Annotated in this window: 16 protein-coding genes; 7 read left to right on the top strand and 9 right to left on the bottom strand. The window is 56.0% G+C overall.

The features are described from left to right. Positions 1 to 9: 9 nt before the first annotated feature. Complete coding sequence (locus tag M5M_RS01115) at positions 10 to 2,064, top strand: transglycosylase SLT domain-containing protein (RefSeq protein WP_015045626.1); 2,055 nt, start codon at positions 10 to 12, stop codon at positions 2,062 to 2,064. 1 nt (position 2,065) lies between these two features. On the opposite strand, the gene M5M_RS01110 is transcribed toward M5M_RS01115, so the two are convergent. Further along, entirely contained in the window at positions 2,066 to 3,004 is a 939-nt protein-coding gene (locus M5M_RS01110; RefSeq protein WP_015045625.1) for a chemotaxis protein CheV, read from the bottom strand. A 116-nt stretch (positions 3,005 to 3,120) separates the two neighbouring features. On the opposite strand from M5M_RS01110, the gene M5M_RS01105 reads away from it, so the two are divergent. Then, entirely contained in the window at positions 3,121 to 4,362 is a 1,242-nt protein-coding gene (locus tag M5M_RS01105) for an EAL and HDOD domain-containing protein (RefSeq protein WP_029879775.1), read from the top strand. On the opposite strand, the gene M5M_RS01100 is transcribed toward M5M_RS01105, so the two are convergent. The 3 genes from M5M_RS01100 to M5M_RS01090 form a co-directional block, all read right to left on the bottom strand. Then, a complete protein-coding gene (locus M5M_RS01100) occupies positions 4,346 to 4,630 on the bottom strand; it encodes a glutaredoxin family protein (protein ID WP_211216997.1) in 285 nt (94 codons plus the stop codon). The genes M5M_RS01105 and M5M_RS01100 overlap by 17 nt on opposite strands. Positions 4,631 to 4,682: 52 nt before the next feature. Continuing rightward, the gene (locus tag M5M_RS01095) at positions 4,683 to 5,759 is read right to left on the bottom strand and encodes a DUF5610 domain-containing protein (RefSeq protein WP_015045622.1); all 1,077 of its coding nucleotides are present in this window, start codon (positions 5,757 to 5,759) and stop codon (positions 4,683 to 4,685) included. 98 nt (positions 5,760 to 5,857) lie between these two features. Then, positions 5,858 to 6,727 (bottom strand): FHA domain-containing protein, encoded by an 870-nt coding sequence (locus M5M_RS01090; RefSeq protein ID WP_015045621.1) that lies wholly within the window; start codon positions 6,725 to 6,727, stop codon positions 5,858 to 5,860. A 197-nt stretch (positions 6,728 to 6,924) separates the two neighbouring features. Between M5M_RS01090 and M5M_RS01085 the strand changes: the two genes are divergently transcribed. Both M5M_RS01085 and M5M_RS19235 read left to right on the top strand, forming a co-directional pair. Beyond that, complete coding sequence (locus M5M_RS01085) at positions 6,925 to 7,776, top strand: PP2C family protein-serine/threonine phosphatase (protein WP_015045620.1); 852 nt, start codon at positions 6,925 to 6,927, stop codon at positions 7,774 to 7,776. A 9-nt stretch (positions 7,777 to 7,785) separates the two neighbouring features. Further along, positions 7,786 to 10,203: a bifunctional serine/threonine-protein kinase/formylglycine-generating enzyme family protein gene (locus tag M5M_RS19235; protein WP_015045619.1), complete on the top strand. Its 2,418-nt coding sequence runs from the start codon at positions 7,786 to 7,788 to the stop codon at positions 10,201 to 10,203. 18 nt (positions 10,204 to 10,221) lie between these two features. Here M5M_RS19235 and uvrB read toward each other — a convergent pair whose 3' ends face one another. Next, entirely contained in the window at positions 10,222 to 12,210 is a 1,989-nt protein-coding gene (gene uvrB / locus M5M_RS01075; protein ID WP_024330340.1) for an excinuclease ABC subunit UvrB, read from the bottom strand. A 106-nt stretch (positions 12,211 to 12,316) separates the two neighbouring features. On the opposite strand from uvrB, the gene M5M_RS01070 reads away from it, so the two are divergent. Beyond that, positions 12,317 to 13,690 carry a pyridoxal phosphate-dependent aminotransferase gene (locus tag M5M_RS01070; protein ID WP_015045617.1) on the top strand — a complete coding sequence of 458 codons (1,374 nt, stop codon included), beginning with the start codon at positions 12,317 to 12,319 and terminating at the stop codon, positions 13,688 to 13,690. On the opposite strand, the gene rlmKL is transcribed toward M5M_RS01070, so the two are convergent. Next, entirely contained in the window at positions 13,663 to 15,831 is a 2,169-nt protein-coding gene (gene rlmKL / locus M5M_RS01065; RefSeq protein ID WP_015045616.1) for a bifunctional 23S rRNA (guanine(2069)-N(7))-methyltransferase RlmK/23S rRNA (guanine(2445)-N(2))-methyltransferase RlmL, read from the bottom strand. The genes M5M_RS01070 and rlmKL overlap by 28 nt on opposite strands. Before the next feature lie 477 nt (positions 15,832 to 16,308). On the opposite strand from rlmKL, the gene rmf reads away from it, so the two are divergent. After that, complete coding sequence (gene rmf / locus M5M_RS01060; RefSeq protein ID WP_016389146.1) at positions 16,309 to 16,512, top strand: ribosome modulation factor; 204 nt, start codon at positions 16,309 to 16,311, stop codon at positions 16,510 to 16,512. 135 nt (positions 16,513 to 16,647) lie between these two features. On the opposite strand, the gene M5M_RS01055 is transcribed toward rmf, so the two are convergent. The 3 genes from M5M_RS01055 to M5M_RS01045 are packed head-to-tail and all read right to left on the bottom strand — an operon-like array spanning position 16,648 to position 22,817. Continuing rightward, positions 16,648 to 17,664, bottom strand: coding sequence for a quinone-dependent dihydroorotate dehydrogenase (locus tag M5M_RS01055; RefSeq protein ID WP_015045615.1), 1,017 nt, complete (start codon positions 17,662 to 17,664; stop codon positions 16,648 to 16,650). 42 nt (positions 17,665 to 17,706) lie between these two features. Further along, positions 17,707 to 17,943 carry a DUF2835 domain-containing protein gene (locus M5M_RS01050; protein WP_015045614.1) on the bottom strand — a complete coding sequence of 79 codons (237 nt, stop codon included), beginning with the start codon at positions 17,941 to 17,943 and terminating at the stop codon, positions 17,707 to 17,709. Beyond that, on the bottom strand, positions 17,943 to 22,817 hold the full coding sequence (locus tag M5M_RS01045) for an NAD-glutamate dehydrogenase (protein ID WP_016389145.1): 4,875 nt from the start codon (positions 22,815 to 22,817) through the stop codon (positions 17,943 to 17,945). Before M5M_RS01045 ends, M5M_RS01050 begins: the two co-directional genes overlap by 1 nt. 265 nt (positions 22,818 to 23,082) lie before the next feature. Between M5M_RS01045 and M5M_RS01040 the strand changes: the two genes are divergently transcribed. After that, complete coding sequence (locus M5M_RS01040; protein WP_015045613.1) at positions 23,083 to 24,042, top strand: AAA family ATPase; 960 nt, start codon at positions 23,083 to 23,085, stop codon at positions 24,040 to 24,042. Position 24,043 lies beyond the last annotated feature (1 nt).

Below are 24,043 nucleotides of genomic sequence, written 5' to 3'. Positions count from 1 at the left end.
GGGGTATCTATGGTTCTGTTTTCAACGGCGCGCATTCTATCAAAAAAGCTGCACCAATCGTGGCATTCCCGACAAGGCAATGGGCTGCTGCTGTGTTTTTTATTATGTTGTGGTGGGCTACCCGCCCAGGCGCAATCTGATTCAGCCCCGGATGACCGCCAGCGTTTCATCGATGCCCGCAAGGCTATCCAGCAAAATCGCGAAGCCGATGCGCTTGAGCACATGGCCGCCCTGACGCAGTACCCGCTCTACCCTTACCTGACCTACTACCAGCTCAGCCGGAAACTCGGCAGCCTGCCTTACCCAGAGGTGGACGCCTTTCTGGATCAACACCGCAACACCTATCTGGGCGACCGATTGCAACGGCAGTGGTTGAGCCTGCTCGCGGCGCGCAAACGCTGGCATGAATACCAGAGTTATTTTGACCCCGCCCGCGCAGATACAGCGCAAACCTGTACCTGGCTGATGGCCCGATTGAACACCGGTGAAGAAGCTGCGTTGGCCGAGGTTGAACCGCTCTGGAACGTGGGGCGCTCACAACCCAAGGTTTGCGATCCACTGTTCAAGCAATGGCAGGCATCTGTGCATTACACCCCGGCACTGGCCTGGAGCCGCGCCGTCAAAGCCATTGAATCGCGCAACCGCAGCCTGGCAAGGTTCATTGGCAAATACGCCCCTGAACCTGCAAAGGCCGACATTGAACGTCTGGTGTGGTTGGACCGCTATCCTTCGGAAATACGGCATACCCGGAAATACGGCGGCAATGATTCCCGCAGCCAGTATGTGGTGATGCATGCCATTGCCCGCCTGGCGCGAACGGATGCCAAACAGGCACTTCAGCTTTGGGAAAGGTACGATGCCAATGGTCTCTATCCGGACCAGGCCAGGCGTGAACTGCAGGAACAACTGACGCTCTACCTGAGCCGTCAGGGCCATGACGATCACGCCCACGCACTGGCGAGCAGCATGACTGATGGCAGCAGTGAAAAATTGCAGGAAACCCTGCTGCGTCAGGCGCTGGAAAACGGTCATTGGCAGCGTGTGCAGGCGGGCATCCGAGAATTACCGGCGCCGCTTCAGGACAGTGACCGCTGGCGCTACTGGCAACTGCGGGCAGCCGAACAATTGGGGCAGAACCACCCCCCTTTCGCCAAACTTGAAAACGAATGGCAACAACTGGCGCAAAAACGCAGCTTCTACGGATTTCTGGCGGCAGATCGCCTGGGCCTGAGCTACGCCATGGAAGACGAACCCTCCATGGTTGAACGCGCCGATCAGGAATGGGTCGCCAATCATGATGGTTTAGCGCGCGCGCGCGAGCTTTACGCGCTAGACCAGGTACACGAAGCACGTCAGGAGTGGCTCTATGCTTCGCGCAGCCTCTCGCCGGCTCAGCTGCAGGCCGCCGGCAATCTGGCCGCTCAATGGGGTTGGCACCGCTCCGGTATCCAGGCAATGATCGATGCTCAGGCCTGGAACGACCTGCAAGTGCGCTTTCCACGTGCTTACGAGGACATTGTCGAGCGCCAGGCTCACAGTCAGGATGTGGACCCTAATTTGTTATTTGCCATCGCACGACAGGAAAGTGCCTTTGCACCAGATGCCCGCTCGAGTGCCGGCGCCATGGGCCTGATGCAACTCATGCCCGCTACCGCACGTCAAACCGCCCGGAAAGCCGGCATCCGCTACAACACGCCTGACCTGCTGACGCCTGAGACCAATATCGCGCTGGGCAGCCGTTATTTCAAAGAAATGCTGTCGCGGTTCGAGAATAACGCAGCCCACGCGGCAGCGGCCTACAATGCCGGGCCCCATCGGGTTGATCGCTGGTTAGCCGATGGCAGGGACCAATTGCCGGCAGATGTATGGATCGAAACCATTCCGTTCACTGAAACCCGGGGATACGTGCAAAACGTCATGGTATTCAGTGTCATCTATGCCTATCGGGGTGGCGTTGAGCCTGAGTCACTCAAAGGCCGGATGCCGGTATCGTTGGACCTGCCCACCAATCCTGTCAGCTCTTTCCAGGGTCAGCGGCCGCCAGAGCTTCAGGCGTCTCCCTGAGTCAGCGTTGAAGCACATCGCGCACGCGCGACTGAACCAGATCAGCTAACTGGTCTGGCTGGAATTTGGACAGGAAGCCGTTGCACCCCACCTTTTCCACCATTGCCTTGTTAAAGCTGCCGCTCAGCGATGTGTGCAGCACTATGTAGAGATCCCGCAGGCCGGGATCTTTCCGGATCTCATAGGTTAACCGGTAGCCGTCCATTTCCGGCATTTCGGCATCGGTGATCAGCATGAATATGTGCTCCAGCGGATTGATGCCCTCCGACTGCCAGCGCTTCAGTAAATTCAGCGCTTGCAGGCCATCCTGCACACCGATGACCTCCACGCCCAGGTGCTTGAGGGTGTCGCGCACCTGGCTCATGGCAGTGGGGGAATCATCCGCCATCAACACCCGCAAATGCCTCTGGCGCGCCATACGGGCAAGATCCTGATCCAGCACTTCGTCCGAAACCGACGTGTCATAGGGGATAATTTCTGCCAGTACCCGCTCCACATCCAACACCTCGACAATCTGGTTGTCCACGTGGGTGATGGCGGTCAGGAAGTGTGACCGGCCCGAACCCGACGGTGGCGGCAAAATCACTTCCCAGTTCAGATTGACGATCCTGTCCACTGACTTAACCAGAAAACCCTGTATTGAGCGGTTATATTCGGTGACGATCATATTGCAACCTGTTATATCGCCCAGTGGCTTCAGCCCGATGGCGGCACTCAGGTCAATGACCGATATGGTCTGATCCCGCAGATGGGTGACGCCGACAACCACCGAATGCCGGTGCGGCATGGCGGTTACCGGTGGCACCTGCACCACCTCCTGGATCTTAAATACGTTCAACGCGAACACCTGGCGCCCCGCCAACCTGAATAACAACAGCTCAAGCCGGTTTTCCCCCACCAGTTGCGTTCTCGCATCTACACTCTCTAACAGCTTGGACATGCACATCCACCTTTCAGGACCATGTAAAGAGCTTAGCAGCCGCCAACACAAGCGTGGCCTGCAACACACTCCACAACAGCTACACTTACCCTTAAGCCTGTATTAGTGAATTAGGAATGGCCGCTGACGACCCCACAAATAACCAGCCTCTGCTGGCAAGGCAACCGATCTTTGACCGTTCCATGGCCGTTATTGCCTACGAGCTGCTTTGCCGGGACAGCAGAGAGAACCGGGCCATTATCAAAGATGGAGATCAGGCCAGCTCGCAGGTCTTGTTGCGCACCTTTACCGACCTGACCATTACCGATGTGGTGGGCCCGCATAAAGCTTTTATCAACTTCACCCGCAACCTGCTGTTGACACCCCCGCCCTTCAGCCGCAATCAATTGGTGATAGAAGTACTGGAAGATCAGTTGGTAGACAACCGCCTACTGGCGGCGTTGGGGCAAATCCGCGCACAGGGCTACACCATCGCTCTGGATGATTTCACACTGAACTCCAGCAGTTTCAAGATGCTGGAATATGCCGACATCATCAAACTGGATGTATTGGCCCTGAATGACCAGGAACTGCGTTATCACATCAAATACCTGCAACCGTTAGGCGTCACACTACTCGCCGAGAAAATCGAAACCCATGAAATGCTTGAACACTGCAAAGATCTTGGGTTTGAACTGTTTCAGGGCTATTTTCTGTCTCACCCTCAGATCATGTCGGGCAAGAGTTATTCCGAGAACCGGCAGACAATCATCCAGCTTCTGGCCACCTTGAACGATCCGCGAACTGAAATTGACAAGGTCGAGCAACTGATCGCTCAGGACCCGGTGATCAGCTACAAGCTGCTGAAATTAATCAACTCGGCCGCGTTTCATTTTGTGTGCAAAATCGAGAGCCTGCGTCAGGCCATCACCTTGCTTGGGCTTATTCAGATCCGCAGCTGGGTGACGCTGCTGTCAATGGCAAATATCGACGACAAACCCCGGGAACTGTGCGTAACCACCATGGTCCGCGCGCGATTCTGTCAGACTCTGGGAGAGGCCGTCACCGGTACCAAACGCGGCGACACCTACTTCACTGCAGGTCTGCTTTCCACACTCGACGCCTTCATGGACAGCCCGCTTGAAGAACTATTGAAGAAAATCTCCATCAGCGAGACCCTTTCCGAGGCATTACTGCATTATCGGGGCAACGAAGGCGAAGTGCTGCGTATTGTGATGCAATATGAAAAGGCTGATTGGGACGCAATTAACTGGGAGTTTCTGGAACAACGCGGCGTAGATGAATCGGCATTGAGCCATTTTTACACCGAGAGTCTGGTGTGGGTGACCAGCGCGCTGGAGTCTATGGTGTTTGACTGACAGCCCCAACCAACGCCAATAAGTCCGCTTGCAGCTCTGCCGGTTCGGGAAACGGCCAACACCAGGACTCACCGGAACTTGTGCGCAATACCGGGATCGATGTGGCAAAACGTTCCATCAGGACCTGATCATCCGCAATATCGATAATGTCGACCGTGCAATGCTGGCGAAGCACTCCACTGGCGTCGGTTTCTATGCAGTGGTAAATCAGACTCTCTGCCACGTCGCACAAATGACAACCAGCGGTACCCAATAATTCAACACGCACGTTCAGGCCCACCCTAAAAGGCGATAGTTTACCTCAGGCCGCTCCCGCGTGCTCAGCCATTCAGCAGTTTTTGGGCCATCGCCTGCCCAACATCTGAAAACAGTTTATGCTTGCCCGCCCGGCCCTCATGGTCAATACCGGGCGCTGTTTGCTCCATCAAATCGCCCAGCAAAGCCAACGGCTGCAGGAATTCCTTTGCTTTTTCCAGCGCTTGTTCAATCTGATCGGCAAGCTGGGCAAAAGGCTGCATCTGCTGGCGCACGGGACTGGTCTCTGCGGCCGGCTGACCATAGACAGTACGCACTTTGGTGACCATCGTCTGACGCAAATCGAGGGCATAGCCGGCGATTTCATTGGCGTCAAAATCGAGCGCCAGCGCTGCATCGAACGCACCCTCCAGATCGCCACTGTAGAACATTTCACTCAGATCGTTGACCTGACCCAGCAGATCATTGAGCGCGGCCATCTCGTTCTCGTTCAGGTCACCCTCGACATTGAAACTGAAGCGCTGCGATTGCTGCTGGTAAAAACCGAAGCCCTGATCAGATACGCTGGCAGCCTGGCCAAAACGGCTGACACTGGAAATGGTGACCTTATCGCCCTCTTGTGTGGTGAGCGAAAAGGAAAAGCTGTTGCGACCGAAAACCACACCACTCATCGCAGACGGGGGCTGCGTTACTGGCGGTTCAACCGGGGCCGGCGCCTCTTCTGCAGGTAGCGCATCTGTATTCAAACCAAATTCCTGTGCCATATCGCGCAAACCCTGCAGAACTTTGTCGCGCGTGGCGCCCAATTCTGCCTCCAGTTCAGGCGATAGCAGGCCCCTGGCGTCCAATTCCTCCAGCGCCTCATTGAAGCCTTTCAGAAAGCCCTCGGCACCGGCATCAAAGCGGGACTGCAGCTGCTCTGACGACCTGCCGGCCTCTGCGTCAACCTTGAGTTGATTGTGGACAAAATTGAGGATGGTGCCGGCCGCCCTGTTAACGCGGGCATCCTGCCCCACAGCGGTGGTGGCTTGGGTTTCCGCTGGCCTGGTGACCTCCACAGGGGGCGTGAAGGTCGGCATTCTGGGCGCGGGGGGAAGTCCGGGAGCGAACTGGTTCAGCGGGGCAAAAGGTGCAGCGAACATGGTGAGTACCTCCTGTGGCATGTGGGCCATGCCGGGGTATCGACCGATATCCGGAAAACTTTAGCGCAATTTCAGGCTAAATCTGCCCTGTCCTGGGATCAGAACCAGCCCTGCTGCCACGCCCAGTAGCCCACACCGGCCAGCACCAGCACTAACACAGACAGGCCGGTGAACGCCGATGAGCGGGGTTTATCCTCAACCTGCGGTTCTGCTGATGACGCCATGCTGGCCTTCAGCTCCTCCCGGAATTTGAGGTCGGGCTTGCGCGGCGCTTTGTTGGCGGCCGCTGCCGCCGGCTTCTGTCCGGCGACCTTCTTGGGCATTTCCCGAACCGTGGTTTTATCCAGGTCGTCCGCAGGCCCCATTACGCCGAAGCTCAAGGTGTCGAACCTGAGTTCGTCTCCACGCTTGACCCGGGCTTCGTTCACCTGACTGCCATTGACGAATGTGCCATTGGCACTGCCCAGATCCTTAACGTACAGCAAGCCATCTTTCACCGTTAACTGTGCATGCCGACGGGAGAGGTGCGCCGCAGCCAACACGATGTCGCAATCATTTGCTCGTCCGACTACGGTGTTAACCCCGAGATTAAAGACCTTGCTGGATAACGCCGGATGATTGGCTTTTAAACTCCAGCCAGTGGCCTCGGCCCGCACCAGTGTGGGCGCTGCTTTGGGCTCTTGCTTGGGATCGACCACTTGCAACTGCGCGCGGCCCACGACCAATACGTCGTTCACGCTCAACGGCTGTTCGGATGTGACCTGCGTCCCATTTACTGAAACAGGCGACGCGGCATCCACCACTTTGAGCGTCAATTGCTCATGGTCTACGAGAATTTCTGCGTGGAATTCGGCCACATCAGCATCGTCAACTACCAGATCGTTTTTCGCTGCTTTCCCGATTGTAACCTTGGGCTCCACGAGCCAAACCGCATTGTGCTTATTGTTTTTAAAGCGGAGTTTTAACATAAACTGCTATCCCATACCTGATGCTGAGCATAAGGGTCGATTTCTAGTGGATAATGCCGCAAAAGAGCAAAGCGTTTCAATAGGTTAGCGAAAAATGGCTTTACCGTTTACATTTAACCGGTAAACTGTGAATCCATCCACTGAATGCCGTTAAACAGGCAAGGATGATAACGATAACAACTGCCACAGGGGCCTAGATGCCACCACTGAACTATAGCGCAGCTTCCGATAAAGGCCATTGCCGGGATAACAACGAAGACACCTACTTTGCCGGTCCCGATGCCGGTGTCTGGCTGGTGGCAGATGGCATGGGAGGCCACGAAGCCGGAGAGGTGGCAAGCGCTATTGCCCGCGACGTGATCAGTGTTCAGACCCGGGCCCAGGTTCCGCTCGCCACCGCAATCGAACAGGCACATAAAGCAATTCTGGAGGCCAGCGCCCGCGGCGAAGGTGCCGCCGGAATGGGCTCAACTGTGGTGGCGCTGAAGTGTGTTGGCCAAGAATACGAAATTGCCTGGGTAGGCGACAGCCGGGCGTATTTATGGACGTTTACCGATGAAGGCGGCAGCCTTGAGCAGTTGACGCTGGACCACTCTTACGTCCAGATGCTGGTAGACACGGGCGCTATCAGCGCCTCGGATATGGACAAGCATCCCGATAAAAATGTCATTACCCAATGTCTGGGCTCAACCGATTTACAACGGGTGAAAGTCGATACCATCCACGGTATCTGGGAGAAAAACCAGTGGATTCTGCTTTGCTCCGATGGATTGTCGGATGAACTGAATGACGAAGCCCTGGCCCGCCTCTTGTGCAGTGCGCGTTCTCCTCGCGACGCCGCCGCCAAGTTGATGGATGCCGCACTGGATGAGGGTGGCAACGACAACATCACGCTACAGGTGATTGAGTCGCCTCTGACCAAACGCTATTTCTATACCCCCATCACCGATTGGCTGCCCGCACTCACGGGCAATGCCGGACTGGACTTTTCTTTATACACATTGGCCACTGCCTCGCTGGCGTTGCTGTGTTTCTGGGTGATAGGTTAATCACACGCCATGCAAATTCCCGGTTACCGCATTATTCGCAAAATTAATCAGGGCGGCATGTCGACCGTGTACCTTGCAATCCAACTCAGCGTTGGACGCGAGGTGGCACTCAAAGTGATGTCCCCTGCCCTCAACGCCGACCCGGTTTTCAGTGAGCGCTTTCAACGGGAAGCCAATATTGTTGGCCAATTGTCACATCCGAATATCGTCTCTATCTACGATATTGGCCGCTATAAAAACCTGAATTACATTGCCATGGACTACCTGCCCGGTGGTTCGGTGCACGACAAGATGGCCACCGGTCTGAGCACATCGGAAATTTTACGGATCGTGCGTGAAATGGCGCTCGCGCTGGACCTGGCCCATGAAAAAGGCTACATCCACCGCGACATCAAACCCGAAAACATTCTGTTCAGGGAAAACAATTCAGCCGTGCTCTCGGATTTCGGCGTGGCGAAAACTGTCAGCAGCGCGTCACAAATGACAAACGCCGGCATGGTCGTGGGCACGCCCCACTACATGAGCCCGGAACAGGCACGCGGTAAGGCCATTGATGGCCGCTCCGACATTTACAGCCTGGGCGTGGTTTTTTATGAAATGCTCACCGGCACCGTGCCCTATAAGGCCGAAGAAGCGGTTGCCATCGCCATCAAACACCTGACGGCACCGATTCCCAAGTTACCCCCGCAATACTCGCTTTATCAGAAATTACTGAATACTTTGCTGGCCAAAGATCCCGACGACAGGTTTCAGCGTGGTCGCGAGATTGTCAATGCCATCGACGAGCTTGATGCCACACTCAGCGGCAGCCGGCCACGCTATATGTCGAATACCGAGCCCTCCGCCATGCATATTGCATCGCTGTTCAAGGCGTTGGTATTGACCAGCTACGCGGCACTGTCAGCCCAGGCCAAAGCCGCCGTCACCGAGATAGCCCGCTGGCGCTGGTCACCGAAGCGCAGTTTTTATCGTCGGCCTGACTCCACTGTCACAGAAATCAGAACCAATCCGGACAGTGGCGAAAACGACCGGACCACCGTGGTATCCACCCGCATTCAGAAGGCGGCCTATTTTCAGGCGGGTAATCACCGGACGGGTTTCAGCATTGCCCGCGTGCTGTCGATTGTGCTGGTGGTCGGCAGCCTTTGGTTTACCTTCAGTGTTGCATTGATCCGATTTCACTTACCGGGTGAAAATCACTACCCGATTGCACTGCGCAATGCGGCAATATTCAGTGCAGCGTTGCTCAATCAACGTGACCTGACAGCCCCGATTATCATCGAAGCCAGTGAACCTGAACCCCTGGCACAGATGACCTCGACACCCCAACCCGTTTTGCGCACGCCAGAACCAGAAGTCGCTGAGACTGAAATCAATGAATCTGAAGCACTTCCAACGGATACCTTGCCCGATACCGACACGCCTGAAGCCGAGGTAGCAGAGCCTGCGCCTGAACCCATACCTGAACCGCCGCCCGCCCCTCGATTTGCGTTGACCGTTAATCCAGAGCCGGTATCAGCACGCGTGCGCATTCTTAATATCAAAGAAAAGTATCAACCCGGTATAGCGTTACTGCCTGATCGCTATCTGGTCGAAGTTACCGCGGAGGGTTACCACACCTACAAGGAATGGGTGCGCCTTGGCACACAGGACCGGTCACTGGATGTGAGTTTACGCAAGGTAGTGGTGCCCGGGACTCTGTTTAAAAACGAGCTCGCCAACGGTGACCAAGGGCCGGAAATGGTGATCATTCCTGCCGGCACCTTCACCATGGGTGATAAAGGGTCGAGCGTTACCATGCCCGAGCGACGCGTGACCATTGATCAGCCCTTTGCCGTCAGCCGATTTGAAATCACCTTTGCCGATTTCGACAAATTCCTCAGTGCCAATAATCTGGGGCAACCCGACGATGAACGCTGGGGACGAGGCAGCCGACCGGTCATCAATGTCAGCTGGGAGCAGGCGCGCGCGTACACGCAATGGCTGTCTGAATCCACCGGAAAGAAATACCGCTTGCCCACCGAGGCTGAATGGGAGTTTCTGGCGCGCGCCAACAGTGAAGGCGATTACTGGTGGACCGGCGACGCCAAAAAGCGTGCAAACTGCCGCAACGGCTGCCAAAGTGATTACGCCGGCTTGTTTACCACCAAAACAGCACCGGTTGGCAGTTACAACCCCAATGCATTTGGTGTGCATGACACCGCCGGCAACGTGGCAGAATGGGTTGAGGATTGTTTCCAGAATCATTATCTGAGCGCCCCCAGGGACGCCAGTGCAGTTAAATTAGCCCAATGTGATTTGCGCAGCGTGCGCGGCGGATCCATGAAGGACTCCGCCAAAGATATTACCGTCCATCACCGGGAAGGCCGCGATGCCAGCAAAGCCTATAACGATGTTGGCTTCAGAGTAGTCGTCGAGCTTTACTAACCACAGCTCACGCTCGCGTCAGGCGCGAGCTTTGAGCTTGTGAATCGCATCGCGCAATTGTGCCGCCTGCTCAAACTCCAGATCCTTGGCATGCTGAAACATTTTTTGCTCCAGCTCAGCAATGGTTTTCCAAATATCTTCGCCCTCAGCCAATGCGTAATCGGCAGGTTTTTCGGCCACTTTCTGACGTTTTTTCTTACCAGGTGCCTGCCCGGCTTCCAGAATATCGGCGATGGATTTTTTAACCCCTACCGGGGTAATGCCGTGCTTTTCATTGTGCGCCAACTGCTTTTCCCGCCGGCGATCCGTTTCGTCAATCGCGCGCTGCATGGAGCCAGTGATTTTGTCCGCATACAAAATCGCCTTGCCGTTCAAGTTGCGGGCCGCGCGCCCGATGGTCTGGATCAAGGAACGGTCCGAACGCAGGAAACCCTCTTTATCGGCATCCATGATCAGTACCAATGATACCTCTGGCATATCCAAACCTTCACGCAACAGGTTGATTCCCACCAACACGTCAAATTCGCCCAGGCGCAGGTCGCGGATGATTTCCATGCGCTCGACCGTGTCGATATCGGAATGCAGATAACGCACCCTGACACCGTGCTCCTGTAAATAATCGGTCAGGTCTTCGGCCATGCGTTTGGTCAGCACGGTAATCAATACCCGGTCGCCGGCGCCGACGCGTTGCCGAATCTGCGACAGCGCATCATCCACCTGGCTGCCGGCCGGGCGCACCTCCACCACCGGATCCACGAGACCAGTGGGACGCACCACCTGCTCCACTGTCTGACCGGCATGCTGCTTTTCGTAGTCTCCGGGTGTGGCGGAAACAAATATCGTCTGGGGCGCGAGTTTTTCCCATTCATCAAAGCGCATGGGCCGGTTATCCAGCGCCGATGGCAGTCGAAAACCGTATTCCACCAAGGTTTCTTTGCGCGACCGATCGCCGCGGTACATACCCCCGATCTGTGGCACTGCCACATGAGATTCATCCACCACCAGCAAAGCATCGGCCGGCAGGTAATCGAACAAGGTGGGCGGTGCCATGCCAGGCTCCCGCCCGGACAAATAGCGCGAATAGTTTTCAATGCCGTTGCAGTAACCCAGCTCCACCATCATTTCAATATCGTAACGGGTGCGCTGCTCCAGCCGTTCAGCGGCAACCAGCTGGTTTTCATTGCGTAAAAACGTCAATCGTTCAGCCAGATCCGCCTTGATCTGCTCTACCGCTTCCAGCACGCGTTCGCGCGGGGTGACGTAGTGAGATTTCGGGTAAATAGTGAATCGCGGTACTTTCGATTGCACCCGCCCGGTGAGCGGATCAAACAGGCTGATTTGTTCAATTTCATCGTCGAATAATTCCACCCGCACAGCCAGATCGTCGGCATCGGCGGGGAAAATATCCACTACCTCGCCGCGCACGCGGTAGGTGGCTCGGTGAAACGCCGCGTCGTTGCGCGTGTACTGCAGCTCGGCCAATCGACGCAGTAAGGTGCGCTGATTCATCGGGTCGCCGCGATCCAGGTGAATCACCATTTTCAGGTAGGCATCCGGATCACCCAGACCATAGATCGCCGAGACAGTGGCGACCACAATGGCATCGCGCCGCTCCATCAGCGCTTTGGTGGCAGATAGCCGCATTTGCTCAATGTGTTCGTTGATGGATGCGTCTTTTTCAATAAACGTATCAGACGACGGTACGTAGGCTTCCGGCTGATAGTAATCGTAGTAAGACACGAAGTACTCCACCGCATTATTGGGAAAGAACTCCTTGAACTCGCCATAGAGTTGTGCAGCCAGCGTTTTATTCGGCGCCATGATCATGGTGGGCTTTTGCAACGCGGCGATCACATTGGCAATGGTGAACGTTTTTCCCGAGCCGGTAACACCCAACAAGGTCTGGTGACTCAAGCCCGCTTCCAACCCCTTGACCAGGGCCGCAATTGCATTGGGTTGATCGCCAGCCGGCGCGAACGCGCTGTGTACCTCGAACTGCTTCATCATCTATATCCCGATTCACCAGAGCGCATCATAACAAATTCAGCCCCGGCCTCCTTGTAGTCGGCCAAGCCGCACGCGACAATACCGCAAAGCCACAAGGATACCCCCGATGAAAGCGCCTCACCTCGTCGCCCAGCCCGTCAGTGTCACCCGTAAAATGGCGGCGGCATTGCCCAAACTGGCCAAACTCGCCGCCGAAAAAGGCCTGCAACTGCATCACCTGGGCGCAGGCTACCCGCACCCGGAGGTCACAGACCCCACGGATTACATTGCGCGCAGCAAGGCCTGGTTTGACCATCTGGCCCAGGACACCAGCTTGCGGGACGTGATGCGGCCACTCTACGGCTATACGGATACGCTTGGCCCGAGGATTGCCCGCGAGCGCTTTGCCGAGGTCTATGGTCGCGATTTCAACGCCAGCATCGACCCCGACAGCTGCATCCCCACCATCGGCTCCACCGGCGGCATCAACCTCTTGTGCTCCTTGTTCGAACGGGCCGGGGAAAAAATAGGCTACATCACCGACGCCCCGACCTATGCTGGATTTCTGGCCCGGGCTGGTCTGTGTCAACAAGCCAGAATCTACAGCGTGGATATGGATGCGGAAGGGCCAGACCCGGCACAGCTGCGCGCCCAGATCCACCGCGCGCGCGCAGAAGGCCGTTTTGTCCCCTTCTACTACACGGTGCCCGATGGTCACAACCCGGGCGGCATCTCCTTCAGCAACGCGCGTCGCCGCGCGATTCTCGAGGTGCTAAGAGACGAAGATGTGTTAGTGGTTGAAGATGCACCCTACAACTACATCAGTTTTGATGCGCCGGAAGACCGCCCGCACATTTTTTACAGCCTGGCGCCAGAGCAGACGGTACATCTGTTTACCGCGTCCAAAGTCGGTCTACCGGGCCCGCGTATCGGTTTTGCCTTCACCCAGGCCCGGATCACACTCAAGGATGGCAGCAATAAGGCTTTAACCGACTTGCTGCTCACAGAAGCCAGCAGCCAGACGTTGCTGCACAATCCGGAAGCGCTGATGGCCTTTGCCGCATTTTTGGGCGATGACAGTTTCGCCACCCGCGCCAGCCTCTGGCCCATGGCCGAGCAAAAAATTGCGCTCTACCGCGAGAACCGCGACCTGTTGCTGTCGACGCTGAAACAGCGCCTGGGCGACCACCCGGATTTGTTTCAATGGACAGAGCCCGGCGCCGGCTTTTTTTCCGTGTTTACGCTCAATCACCCGAGCTTGCACTGTGATACCGCCTTTACCGAGCGACTGGTGGCAGACTATGGCGTGGTCACCATTCCCACCTTCAGTTTTTATCCGGACGATGCCCGTGCACGCAACCCGATGGCTGGACTGAACCAATTGCGCCTGTCCTTCTGCTTCAGCGAAGGCGAAGGCGCGGCGCGCAGGCAGCAATTGCTGGATGCCAGCAATGCCTTTGCCAGCGCCCTGCGTCAGGAGTGCCGGATCGACCAGCAGTGATGGATTTTGCTGTTGCGTGAAAAATCGGGGTCGAGTGTCTCGCGGGTAATATCTTCCACCCGATAGCGAGTCTCGATCTCCGGTGCCAGGGTGAAGCTGCGCAGGTTATTGGAAAAATACAGCACGCCTTTTGGCGCCAGCAAGCGCATGGCATCATCAATCAGCTGAACCTGATCGCGCTGGATATCAAGTACGCCCTCCATGCGTTTGGAATTGGAAAAACTCGGGGGGTCGAGCATGATGATGTCGTACTCGCCTTTGGCCGTTGCCAACCACTGCAAACAGTCCGCCTGCTCAAGGCGATTCTGCTGTTCACCCAGGCCATTTTCGGCAAAATTCTTGCGGGCCCAATCCAGGTAGGTGCGCGACATGTCCACCGAGTGAGTAAAACGCGCGCCGCCTACCGCCGCATGCACAGAAGCCGTTGCGGTATAACAAAACAGATTCAGGAAGCGTTTACCGCGCGACTCGTTGGCAATGCGCAGCCGCAACGGGCGATGATCCAGGAACAAGCCGGCATCCAGGTATTGCCACAGATCCACCAATAGCCGGACCTGCCCTTCACGCACTGGCACCAGCGGGTGGACCGCGCGCACCTGCTGTTTCTCATACTGTTGTTTGCCGGCGGTACGGCGACGGGTTTTGTAACTGATGTGATCCTGGCTGATGCCAAGCACGCCCGGCAGCGCATCGCGCACCTCTTCCATCCGGCGCCGTGCTGCGGTCTCGTCCACTTTTGCCGGAGGTTGATACTCCTGCACATGGGCATAGCCTTCGTACACATCCACCGCCACGGCATATTCGGGCATATCTGCATCATACAGGCGATAGCAGTGAATATTTTCCCGCTTGATCCATTTGGCCAACTGCTTCTGGTTTTTCTTTAACCGGTTAGCAAACATTTCCGCGCCGGCCGACAAAACCACTGGGCGCAATTCGATTGGCGCATCGGGCTTGCGTTCGGGTTGAGCCTGCTGTTCGCGAATATCAAATAAGAGCAATTCAGACGGCAACTTGCCGTTAAAGAACTTGTACTTCTTGTGCGCCTTCAGTTTCATTTCATGGCACAGATCGGGATTGCCGGTAAACACCGCCAACGACCAACCCGGAAATGCCGAACGCATGCGATCGCCCAGGTAGGCATACAGATAGCGCAACGCATCGGCATCGCCCAGGCGCTCGCCGTAGGGCGGATTGGTGATCACCAGGCCCGCCTCGAGTTGCTTGTGGGTGGGCAGGGTGAAATCCTTCAGTTCTTTACGGCTCAGGCGTACCCAATGGTCCAGCTTGGCCGCCAGCACATTAGCCTCTGCGCTTCGGATCACGTGAATATCGGCATCATAGCCGCGGATTTCCGGCAGCGTTCTGGCAAGACCGGCTCGTTTGCGCTCGATCGCCTCTTCCCGAATCGTCAACCAGACATCATTGCGGTGCTGCAACCAGCGCTCAAAACCAAAACGCGCGCGCAACAGACCCGGCGCAATATCGGCTGCCATCATCGCCGCTTCAACCAGCAGCGTGCCGGAACCGCACATGGGGTCGAGTAACGCGCCGCCCCGGGCAGCGATGGCGGGCCAGTCGGCACGCAGCAAAAGTGCCGCGGCCAGGTTTTCCTTCAGTGGCGCCGCCCCTTGTTTCTGCCGATAGCCCCGCCGGTGCAGGCTGTCGCCGGATAAATCCAGCGAGACCGCCGCCTTACCGCGACTGAGCCGTACGTTGATACGCAGATCGGGATTATCGCGCGCAACCGATGGACGTTCGCCGGTCGCATTGCGGATTACGTCAACGATAGCGTCCTTGGTCTTTAACGCGCCGAATTGGCTGTTGCGTACCGCCGCGTTAGTCCCCACGAAATCCACCACAAAACTGCTGCTGGGCGAAAGATGCTCGTGCCAGGCAATGGCACTGACGCCCTCATACAAATCCTCGGCGTCCTGTAAATCAAAATTGGCCAATGGCAACAAAATTTTATTTGCCAGACGGGACCAGAGGCAGGCCCGATAGCCGAGCTCCAAGCCACCGGTAAAGTACACTCCTGCCACTGTTTCTCGCACAGGGCTGGCCCCAAGGCCGGTCAATTCCTCTAACAGGAGTGATTCCAGGCCTTTTGGACAAGCGGCAAAAAATTCATAAGAAACCATGTTTTAACTTCCTGAGCCTCTAAGCTCCGAGTTTATGCTCACATGCCATAAAAGGCGCTAAGCATAGACCATTAAATTCATTCACAAGCCGACGGCAATTTGGTGTACTGAACCCCGCGCCGTCAAAAGGCGCCATTGTAACGGGTTAACGCCCGCTATGCCTGCGTAAAGCAGACTTGGTGGCCGGTCATGACGGACACCCCCTCTGGCGAAGCAGCCCCCGCGTTCGCGGTCGTGGTTGCTGTCGCCAGAGTTAATCAAGGTAAGCCTGCCCGACGGTCACTCGCACCCAGGGCTATGGTCGGGGACAGCAGCATTAGCAACAAGGATACTGACAGACGACTTCTCATTGCCCGCACCAATGACCGGTGCGTGCCTATTCACACAACACTCGCTTAAGGCCGTCCCGGAGGACACAGGCTCTCTGTGCGTCTGCGCACACCAGAACTCCAACTTTCCACAAGCACAGGTGTTTATATGAAGAGACAAAAACGTAGCCAGATCGAACATGCCTTCAACAGAGGCTATAGCGCTGCTATCAAAGGCCGCTCACGCGACGGTTGCCCCCATCTCACCGGCGAGGCACGACAGGAATGGATGAGCGGGTGGCGCGAAGCGCGAGAAGATCAGTGGAACGGTTACAACCGCGCAGCCTGTGCGCAGAAACTCAGCAACCTGTAAAACGCTGAACTTATTCATTCACAGGGCGAACACGGGTTCGCCCTTTTTCCAGGACACCGCTGAAAAACGCTGATGCCGCTCTGACATTCAGCAAATTACGTGCACCAGGGGTCGCCGTCGGTATCGACGGAGCGATCAGAGCGATGCAATGGCATCCGCCGCTTCGGCGATCAGCTCGGGTCCCCGATAAATAAACCCGCTGTAAATCTGGACCAAGGCCGCGCCTGCGGCAATCTTCTCCGCCGCATCTTCACCCGAGCAAATACCGCCAACGCCGATAATCGGAATCTGCTGGTCCAATGCCGCACTGAGCAACCGCACCACGGTAGTGGATTTCTCTCGCACGGGGGCACCACTCAGCCCACCAGCCTCTTCTGCATGCAACGCCCCCTGCACGCCTTCGCGGCCTATGGTGGTGTTAGTGGCAATCACGCCATCCACCTCTACCGCCAACAGGGTCTCCGCCACCTGTCCCACTTCTTCTGCGGTCATATCCGGCGCAATTTTAACGGCCACCGGCACGTATTTACCCACCGTCTGCGCATGCATGGCCTGCTGTTCTTTCAACTCACTCAACAATGCGGTGAGCGTTTCACCGTACTGAAGATTGCGCAGGCCGGGCGTGTTCGGGGAGGAGATATTCACCGTGATGTAATCGGCATAGGGATACACTTTTTCCATGCCGATAATGTAATCGTTTACCGCGGATTCTACGGGCGTGTCAGCGTTTTTGCCGATATTGATTCCCAGTATGCCGTCAAAGCGGCGACGCTTTACCTGGCTGACCAGGTGGTCCACACCTTTGTTGTTAAAGCCCATACGATTGATGATGGCTTGCTGGTCGGGCAAACGAAACAGGCGGGGTTTCGGGTTGCCAGGCTGTGGCCGTGGGGTGACTGTACCGATTTCCACATGGCCGAATCCCAGCTTGCCGAGCGCGTTGAAGTAGTCGCCATTTTTATCCAGGCCCGCGGCCATACCCACGGCATTCGGAAACTGGAGGCCCATCACCTCGGTTGGCCTGGCGGCCACAGCCGGCGCAAATACGCCCAGCAGCTGCATGCGCTCAAGCGCACCAAGCATGTCTAGTGCCAGATGGTGGGATGATTCAGGGTTGATAGCAAAAAGTACTTTACGGGCCAGAGCGTACATGAATATCTCCTCGTTGGACCGCGCAAGGATACTGGAATCTGTTCAGGGGTGCGACTGGGGATCCACCGGATAGAACCGGGTCAAACGGAAATTGTGGTCGAATTCGAGACAAAAACGCCCCGCCACCCCGTGCGCCGATATATAGGGGCGCAAGTGGCTGGCGGGAAAACGGATTCGGCGGCCGTCCAGAGCACGCGCCACAACCACCGGGGCACCGCCCCGGTAGAGTGTTTTCAGTGCCTCAGGGCCGATCTGAAGATCGACGACCACCGACGCCATCAGTTGGAAAAGTGACTCGCTTGCGCCAGGTCCAGCAGTTCGCGCAGGGCTACGGAGAAAATCGCGTAATCGGTTCCCGTATTGCCCTTGAGGTCGGCAATCATGGTGCGCCAGCGATCCACTAATACCTTATGCTTTTCTGCCCAGGTCTCAATAGTCGTATCAATTGCCTGCTTGGCATCGCTGCCCTTGATAAGCGAAACCGTAATCGTGCGTAGTTGAGAGTCCAGATCATCCAGGAATGCCTCCCGGGCCATGGACTGCCAGTAGTTTTCCACTTTGACGTCGGAAATCTGGTCGGCGAACCAATCCAGTCCCAGATAATCACTGACCGCCATATGAATTTCGGCCACCCGCAGAATATCGGTGCCGGATTGCACTGCGGCTTCCACCATGCTCAGACCGGGCGCCACGTTAATGGGAATGGACGCGCGGGCTGCCACATCTTCGGGAACGCCGGCCGCCTTCAGGCGCTTGGACTCGCGCTGCCACTGCTTTTTCGGCTCACCCCGGACTATGCCGGGTAACGCTTTGCGCAGTTTGGTGAGCGGTTCACCGAACGCTTTGACCTCGGTCGTGACATCCAGCGTGGCCCGACGATTGCGCAGGAACCAGCGGGTAGCGCGCCGGATACGGCGCATCATGCGGCTCATCACCTCCAGCTGAATCTGAGCATCAACCTTGAAATCGAGTGCTTCAATGTCGCGCCAGAAATCATCCAATGCATACACTTCGCGAGCGGCCACATAAGCGCGCGCCACTTCCGCAGGCTTGGCACCGGTGGACTCCATTTGCCGCTGACAGAAATTAATGCCCATGATATTGACCATGTCGTTGGCCAATTGGGTCGCAATAATCTCTGCCCGCAGACGGTGGTTGTACATCTGCTCGCTGTAGCGTTCGCGCACGGCCAGCGGAAACGCGGTTTCCACCAAACGGGCGATGAATACATCTTCGGTAATTTCGGGTACCGCCAGCTCCTCTTTAAGCTGAACCTTGGCGTAGGACACCAATACCGACAATTCAGGCCGGGTCAGGGATTTACCCTGTGACTGGCGCTCTACCAACACATCATCCGGCGGCAAAAACTCCAGCGCGCGGTTCAGGCGGCCATTGGCTTCCAGTGCATTGATAAAGCGACGGTATTCACCCACGCGCTGGCGCGATTGGAACTGGGCAATACTGATTGCCTGAGTCTGGCGATAATTGTTGTACAACACCAGGTCGGCTACGTTGTCGGTCATTTGTTCCAACAAGGCATTACGCTGTTTTTCCGTGAGATTGCCGGCAGACACCACTTCGTTGAGCAGAATCTTGACGTTAACCTCATGGTCGGAACAATCCACGCCGGCCGAGTTATCTATAAAGTCGGTATTACAGGCCCCGCCATTGAGACAGAATTCAATCCGGCCCAACTGTGTCATGCCCAGATTGCCGCCCTCACCAAACACTTTGCAGCGCAACTCACCACCGTTCACACGCAAGCCGTCATTGGCCTTGTCGCCCACTTGGGCGTGTGACTCAGTACCGGATTTGACATAAGTACCAATGCCTCCGTTCCAGATCAGGTCCACGGGTGCCCTCAGCAACGCAGAAATCAATTCGGTGGGGGTAAGCTTGTCTTCCTTGATCGAGAACGCCTTTTTCATCTCTGGGGTAATCGATATCGATTTGGCCGATCGCTCAAAAATACCACCGCCAGCAGAAATCAGTTTGCGATCGTAGTCAGTCCAACTAGAGCGCGGCAGTTCAAATAAACGCTTACGCTCCTTGAACGACTTGGCCGAATCCGGCGTAGGATCAATGAAGATGTGCAGGTGGTTAAAGGCGGCCGTCAGACAAATGTGTTCAGACATCAGCATGCCATTACCAAACACATCGCCGGCCATGTCGCCAATACCGATCACGGTGAAATCCGTCGTCTGGGTATTGATCCCCTTCTCCATAAAATGGCGTTTCACACCCACCCAGGCGCCGCGGGCAGTAATGCCCATGCCCTTGTGGTCGTATCCCTGGCTGCCGCCAGACGCAAAAGCATCGCCCAACCAATGGCCGTATTCGGCAGAAATACTGTTGGCAATGTCGGAAAAGGTCGCCGTGCCTTTATCGGCCGCCACCACCAGGTAGGGATCGTCACCATCGTGACGCACCACAGCCTTGGGCGGCACCAATTCGCCGTCAATCAGGTTATCGGTGACATCCAGCAAACCACGGATGAAAATTTTGTAACACTCAATACCTTCACGCTGAATCGCTTCGCGGTCACCGCCTTTGGGTTTCTGTTTGGAAACAAAACCGCCTTTTGCACCATTCGGCACGATGACCGCATTTTTTACCTGTTGTGCCTTGACCAGCCCAAGCACCTCGGTGCGGTAATCCTGTAAGCGATCGGACCAACGCAGGCCACCGCGGGCGACCGCCCCCCCTCGCAAATGTACGCCTTCTATACGCGGCGAGTAGACGAAGATTTCATACATTGGCCGCGGTTCGGGAATCTCGGCAATGGTGCGCGGCGCAAACTTAATGGACACATAATCCTTGAATCCACCGTCCTGACTGACCTGGAAGAAATTGGTCCGCAAGCTACCGTTGATCATATCCAGATAGCGGCGAATAATGCGGTCTTCGTTCAGGTTATCCACCTGATCCAGCGCATCGAGAATATTGGCCTGCAATTCCGCACAGCGTTTTTTCGACGCCGAAAGCGATTCAGTTTCAGACGGATCAAACCGGGCTTTGAATAAAGCCACCAGATTGCGGGTTATCCCCATGTGATTGGCCAGCGTGTTGGCAATGTAGCTCTGGCTGAAATTGAATGCGGTCTGTTTCATGTAACGCGCATAAATCCGCAGCACCAGCACTTCGCGCCAATTGAGGGACGCACCCAACACCAGCTGGTTAAAGCTGTCGCTCTCTGTTTTTTCGGACCATACCGCTGCAAACGCTTCCTGAAACAAGAAACGTGCGCTTTGGATGTCGACATCTGCCGGCAAATCATAGACCAGTTCGAAATCGTGCATCCAATAGCGTTCTTCTCCCAAATCTATCAGATAGGGATGCTCGCCGATGACACGCATACCCATGCGCTCCAACACCGGAATAACCTCGGACAGCTCCAACGTCTTGTTGCGCTGAAAGACTTTGAACCGGAACTCGTGCTTCTCGGAACCCACAGGCTGATAGAAACTCATCCCCAGCGACTCGGGGCTGTCGATTTTGCGCATGGTTTCGATATCAAACACCGCGGCGCGCGCATCAAAGTGCTCTTTATAAGCACTCGAAAACGCATGCTGATAGGCCTTGAACAGGCTTGCACCTTTTTCCTCGCCATGATTCTCGACCAGTGCGGAATGCAGGTGGTCTTCCCAGGTGCGGGTGATGTCGACAATTTTATCCTGCAGCTTTTTAACGTCGTACTCAATGGGCTTATTTGGATCGACCCGGAAAACCAGGTGCGCCCGCGCCAGAATCGACTCGCTGAAATAGGTGGTGAATTCACACTCTTTGGCGTTGATGGCTTTGCTGATCAGGTCCTGAATGCGCACGCGAATGGCCGTAGAAAAAATATCGCGCGGGACATACACCAGTGCATTGACAAACTTGCCATAGGGATCGCGGCGCATGAACAGCCGCACGCGATAGCGCTCATTGATCCGCACCACGCCGACAGCGGTTTCAAACAACTCGGACCCACTGCTTTGGAATAATTCATCGCGCGGAAAGGTTTCCAGCACCTGCTTCAACGCTTTACAGTCGTGGCTTTGTGGGTCGAGGTTGGCACGACTCACGACCTGCTCGACTTTTTTGCGGATCAGCGGAATACGGGTGGGGCTCAAGGTATACACCGGCGAGGTATACAAGCCCATAAAACGGCACTCGCCCACCACTTTGCCTTTTTGATAACGCTTGACCACCACATAGTCGGAGTAGGCATGACGGTGCACACGCGAGCGCACCGATGACTTGGAAAACGCCAACACCTTGGGTGTGAGGTGGAAGCGGGCCATACCGGGGTTGAAGTCGTCAATCGAGACCGGACCGGTATCTTTGGCGTGATGGCGGAACAGCCCCAAACGCTTGTCGGTGACTTCACGCAACGCCCGGTTACCGTCCTGGTCAAAAAATTCGTATTCCGAATAGGCCATAAAGGTGAAATGGCCTTCACCCAGCCAGCGCACAAATTCGCGGCTTTCCTCCAGGTCCACCACGTGCTCGCTGTCGGGCACTTTCTCCAGCTCTGCCACCACATTGGCAACCGCGGCAAGCATGGGTTTGTAATCGGCCACCACGACAGATACATCTTCCAGCACATCGGACAAGCTACCGGCAATTTCGGCCATTTCCTTGGGGTCGGTGTGCAGATTGACCTCAAAGTAAACCAACGCCTCTTTGTGGTACTCCACACCCTTGGTGTTGGGCGCCTTTGCCGCGCGCGGCAAGGTGGCCACCCGCTGCATTTTTTTGTCGCGCCCGATCAGGTGAATACTGGAATACACCCCGTGCACAGTAATGCCGCGACGGTTCAGCTCCATGCGCAAGGAATCCACCAGGAACGGCATATCCTTTTGCAACACCGCCACCACCGTGTGCGGGCACAGCCAATCGTCCTCATCAAGATTGGGGTTAAACACACGGACCTTGGCTTTGCCGTCGTCCGGCCGATCAGCGATCATGCTCCACCAACCGTACAGGCACCCGCAGATATCGCTGATTTTGCGGCCTTCAAGCTCATCAATGGGGAATAAGTCGTAATAATCGGTTGCAAAGGCAGCCAGGGGCTCAGCTTCCTCGGCGCTGTAGCGCTGCTTGATCAATCCAAGCAATTGCTCCATAAAGGCTTGCTTGCTGTCGGTTGCCACCAAACTTGTATCCACGAATCGACTCCAGAGGGTGTCCATCACCCCGTAGTTGCACCTGATTTTGGCAGTTGACCTGCCCTGCTTGTTCTGAACTGCAGGTCCCTGGCGCCTACGGAGGTGGAAATTAACCACAAATCAACCCCAGATTCGCGCTTTACAAAGCATAGACCACTTAAGAGAATTCAAGACCTTGTAACCGGCTTTGAAGACCCAACATTAGCTTTGAGGGACCCAACGTGACCGATGGGCCATTTTGACAGCTATAACGAACGAAGGACCCATGACCACACAAGCGCATGTACTGAATTTAAGAAATTGGCTGAACGATCAAATTGTTGGCCAAGAGGCCTTGGTAGACCGGCTATTTATTGCACTGCTGGCCGATGGTCATTTGTTGGTGGAAGGTGCGCCCGGATTGGCCAAAACCAAAGCCATTAAGCTTCTGAGCGATGGCATCGAAGGCAGTTTTCACCGCATCCAATTCACGCCCGACTTGCTGCCGTCCGATGTCACAGGTACCGATATCTACCGGGCCCAGACCGGAACCTTCGAATTCCAGCAAGGTCCTATCTTCCACAACCTGGTGCTGGCAGACGAAATCAACCGTGCGCCCGCCAAAGTGCAGTCAGCGCTGCTTGAAGCCATGGCGGAACGGCAAATCACTGTGGGCCGGCAGACTTATCCTTTGCCGGGACTGTTCCTGGTCATGGCAACCCAGAACCCGATTGAACAGGAAGGGACCTACCCGCTGCCCGAAGCCCAACTCGATCGATTCCTCATGCACGTCAAGGTGGCCTATCCGAGTCCCGAGGCCGAGCGCCAGATCCTGCGGTTGGTGCGCAATGAAAACCTGGCACAGATCGCACAGCCGCCGGTCAAAATTTCTGAGACCTCGCTGTTGCAGGCGCGCCGCGAACTGATGGAAATCCACATGGCCGAGGCCATTGAGGACTACATCGTGCACCTGATCGACGCCACCCGCCAACCCGCAAAATACGACAGTCAATTGGCCCAGTGGTTGGAATATGGCGCCAGTCCAAGGGGTACACTTGCGCTTGAGCGCGTGGCCAGAGCCCGGGCCTGGATGCAAGGTCGGGACTTTGTCACCCCCGATGACGTCCAGGCGCTGGCAACCGATGTTTTGCGACACCGTATTATCCTCACGTTTGAAGCGGAGGCCGAAGGCATCAATGCTGATCAGGTCATTGAAAAGCTGCTTGGGGTTGTGACTGCGGCCTGAG

Source organism: Simiduia agarivorans SA1 = DSM 21679 (assembly GCF_000305785.2).
GTDB classification, from domain to species: domain Bacteria; phylum Pseudomonadota; class Gammaproteobacteria; order Pseudomonadales; family Cellvibrionaceae; genus Simiduia; species Simiduia agarivorans.
Note: the sequence above shows the minus strand (reverse complement) of the source record. Positions and strands in the feature narration are given on the sequence as shown.

Coding starts and splice junctions, on each gene's coding strand:
- M5M_RS01040 (WP_015045613.1), top strand. CDS start 23,083: ATGACCACACAAGCGCATGTACTGAATTTAAGAAATTGGCTGAACGAT.
- rlmKL (WP_015045616.1), bottom strand. CDS start 15,831: ATGGTTTCTTATGAATTTTTTGCCGCTTGTCCAAAAGGCCTGGAATCA.
- M5M_RS01090 (WP_015045621.1), bottom strand. CDS start 6,727: ATGTTAAAACTCCGCTTTAAAAACAATAAGCACAATGCGGTTTGGCTC.
- uvrB (WP_024330340.1), bottom strand. CDS start 12,210: ATGATGAAGCAGTTCGAGGTACACAGCGCGTTCGCGCCGGCTGGCGAT.
- M5M_RS01115 (WP_015045626.1), top strand. CDS start 10: ATGGTTCTGTTTTCAACGGCGCGCATTCTATCAAAAAAGCTGCACCAA.
- M5M_RS01055 (WP_015045615.1), bottom strand. CDS start 17,664: ATGTACGCTCTGGCCCGTAAAGTACTTTTTGCTATCAACCCTGAATCA.
- M5M_RS01050 (WP_015045614.1), bottom strand. CDS start 17,943: ATGGCGTCGGTGGTCGTCGATCTTCAGATCGGCCCTGAGGCACTGAAA.
- rmf (WP_016389146.1), top strand. CDS start 16,309: ATGAAGAGACAAAAACGTAGCCAGATCGAACATGCCTTCAACAGAGGC.
- M5M_RS01085 (WP_015045620.1), top strand. CDS start 6,925: ATGCCACCACTGAACTATAGCGCAGCTTCCGATAAAGGCCATTGCCGG.
- M5M_RS01095 (WP_015045622.1), bottom strand. CDS start 5,759: ATGTTCGCTGCACCTTTTGCCCCGCTGAACCAGTTCGCTCCCGGACTT.
- M5M_RS01110 (WP_015045625.1), bottom strand. CDS start 3,004: ATGTCCAAGCTGTTAGAGAGTGTAGATGCGAGAACGCAACTGGTGGGG.
- M5M_RS01070 (WP_015045617.1), top strand. CDS start 12,317: ATGAAAGCGCCTCACCTCGTCGCCCAGCCCGTCAGTGTCACCCGTAAA.
- M5M_RS19235 (WP_015045619.1), top strand. CDS start 7,786: ATGCAAATTCCCGGTTACCGCATTATTCGCAAAATTAATCAGGGCGGC.
- M5M_RS01105 (WP_029879775.1), top strand. CDS start 3,121: ATGGCCGCTGACGACCCCACAAATAACCAGCCTCTGCTGGCAAGGCAA.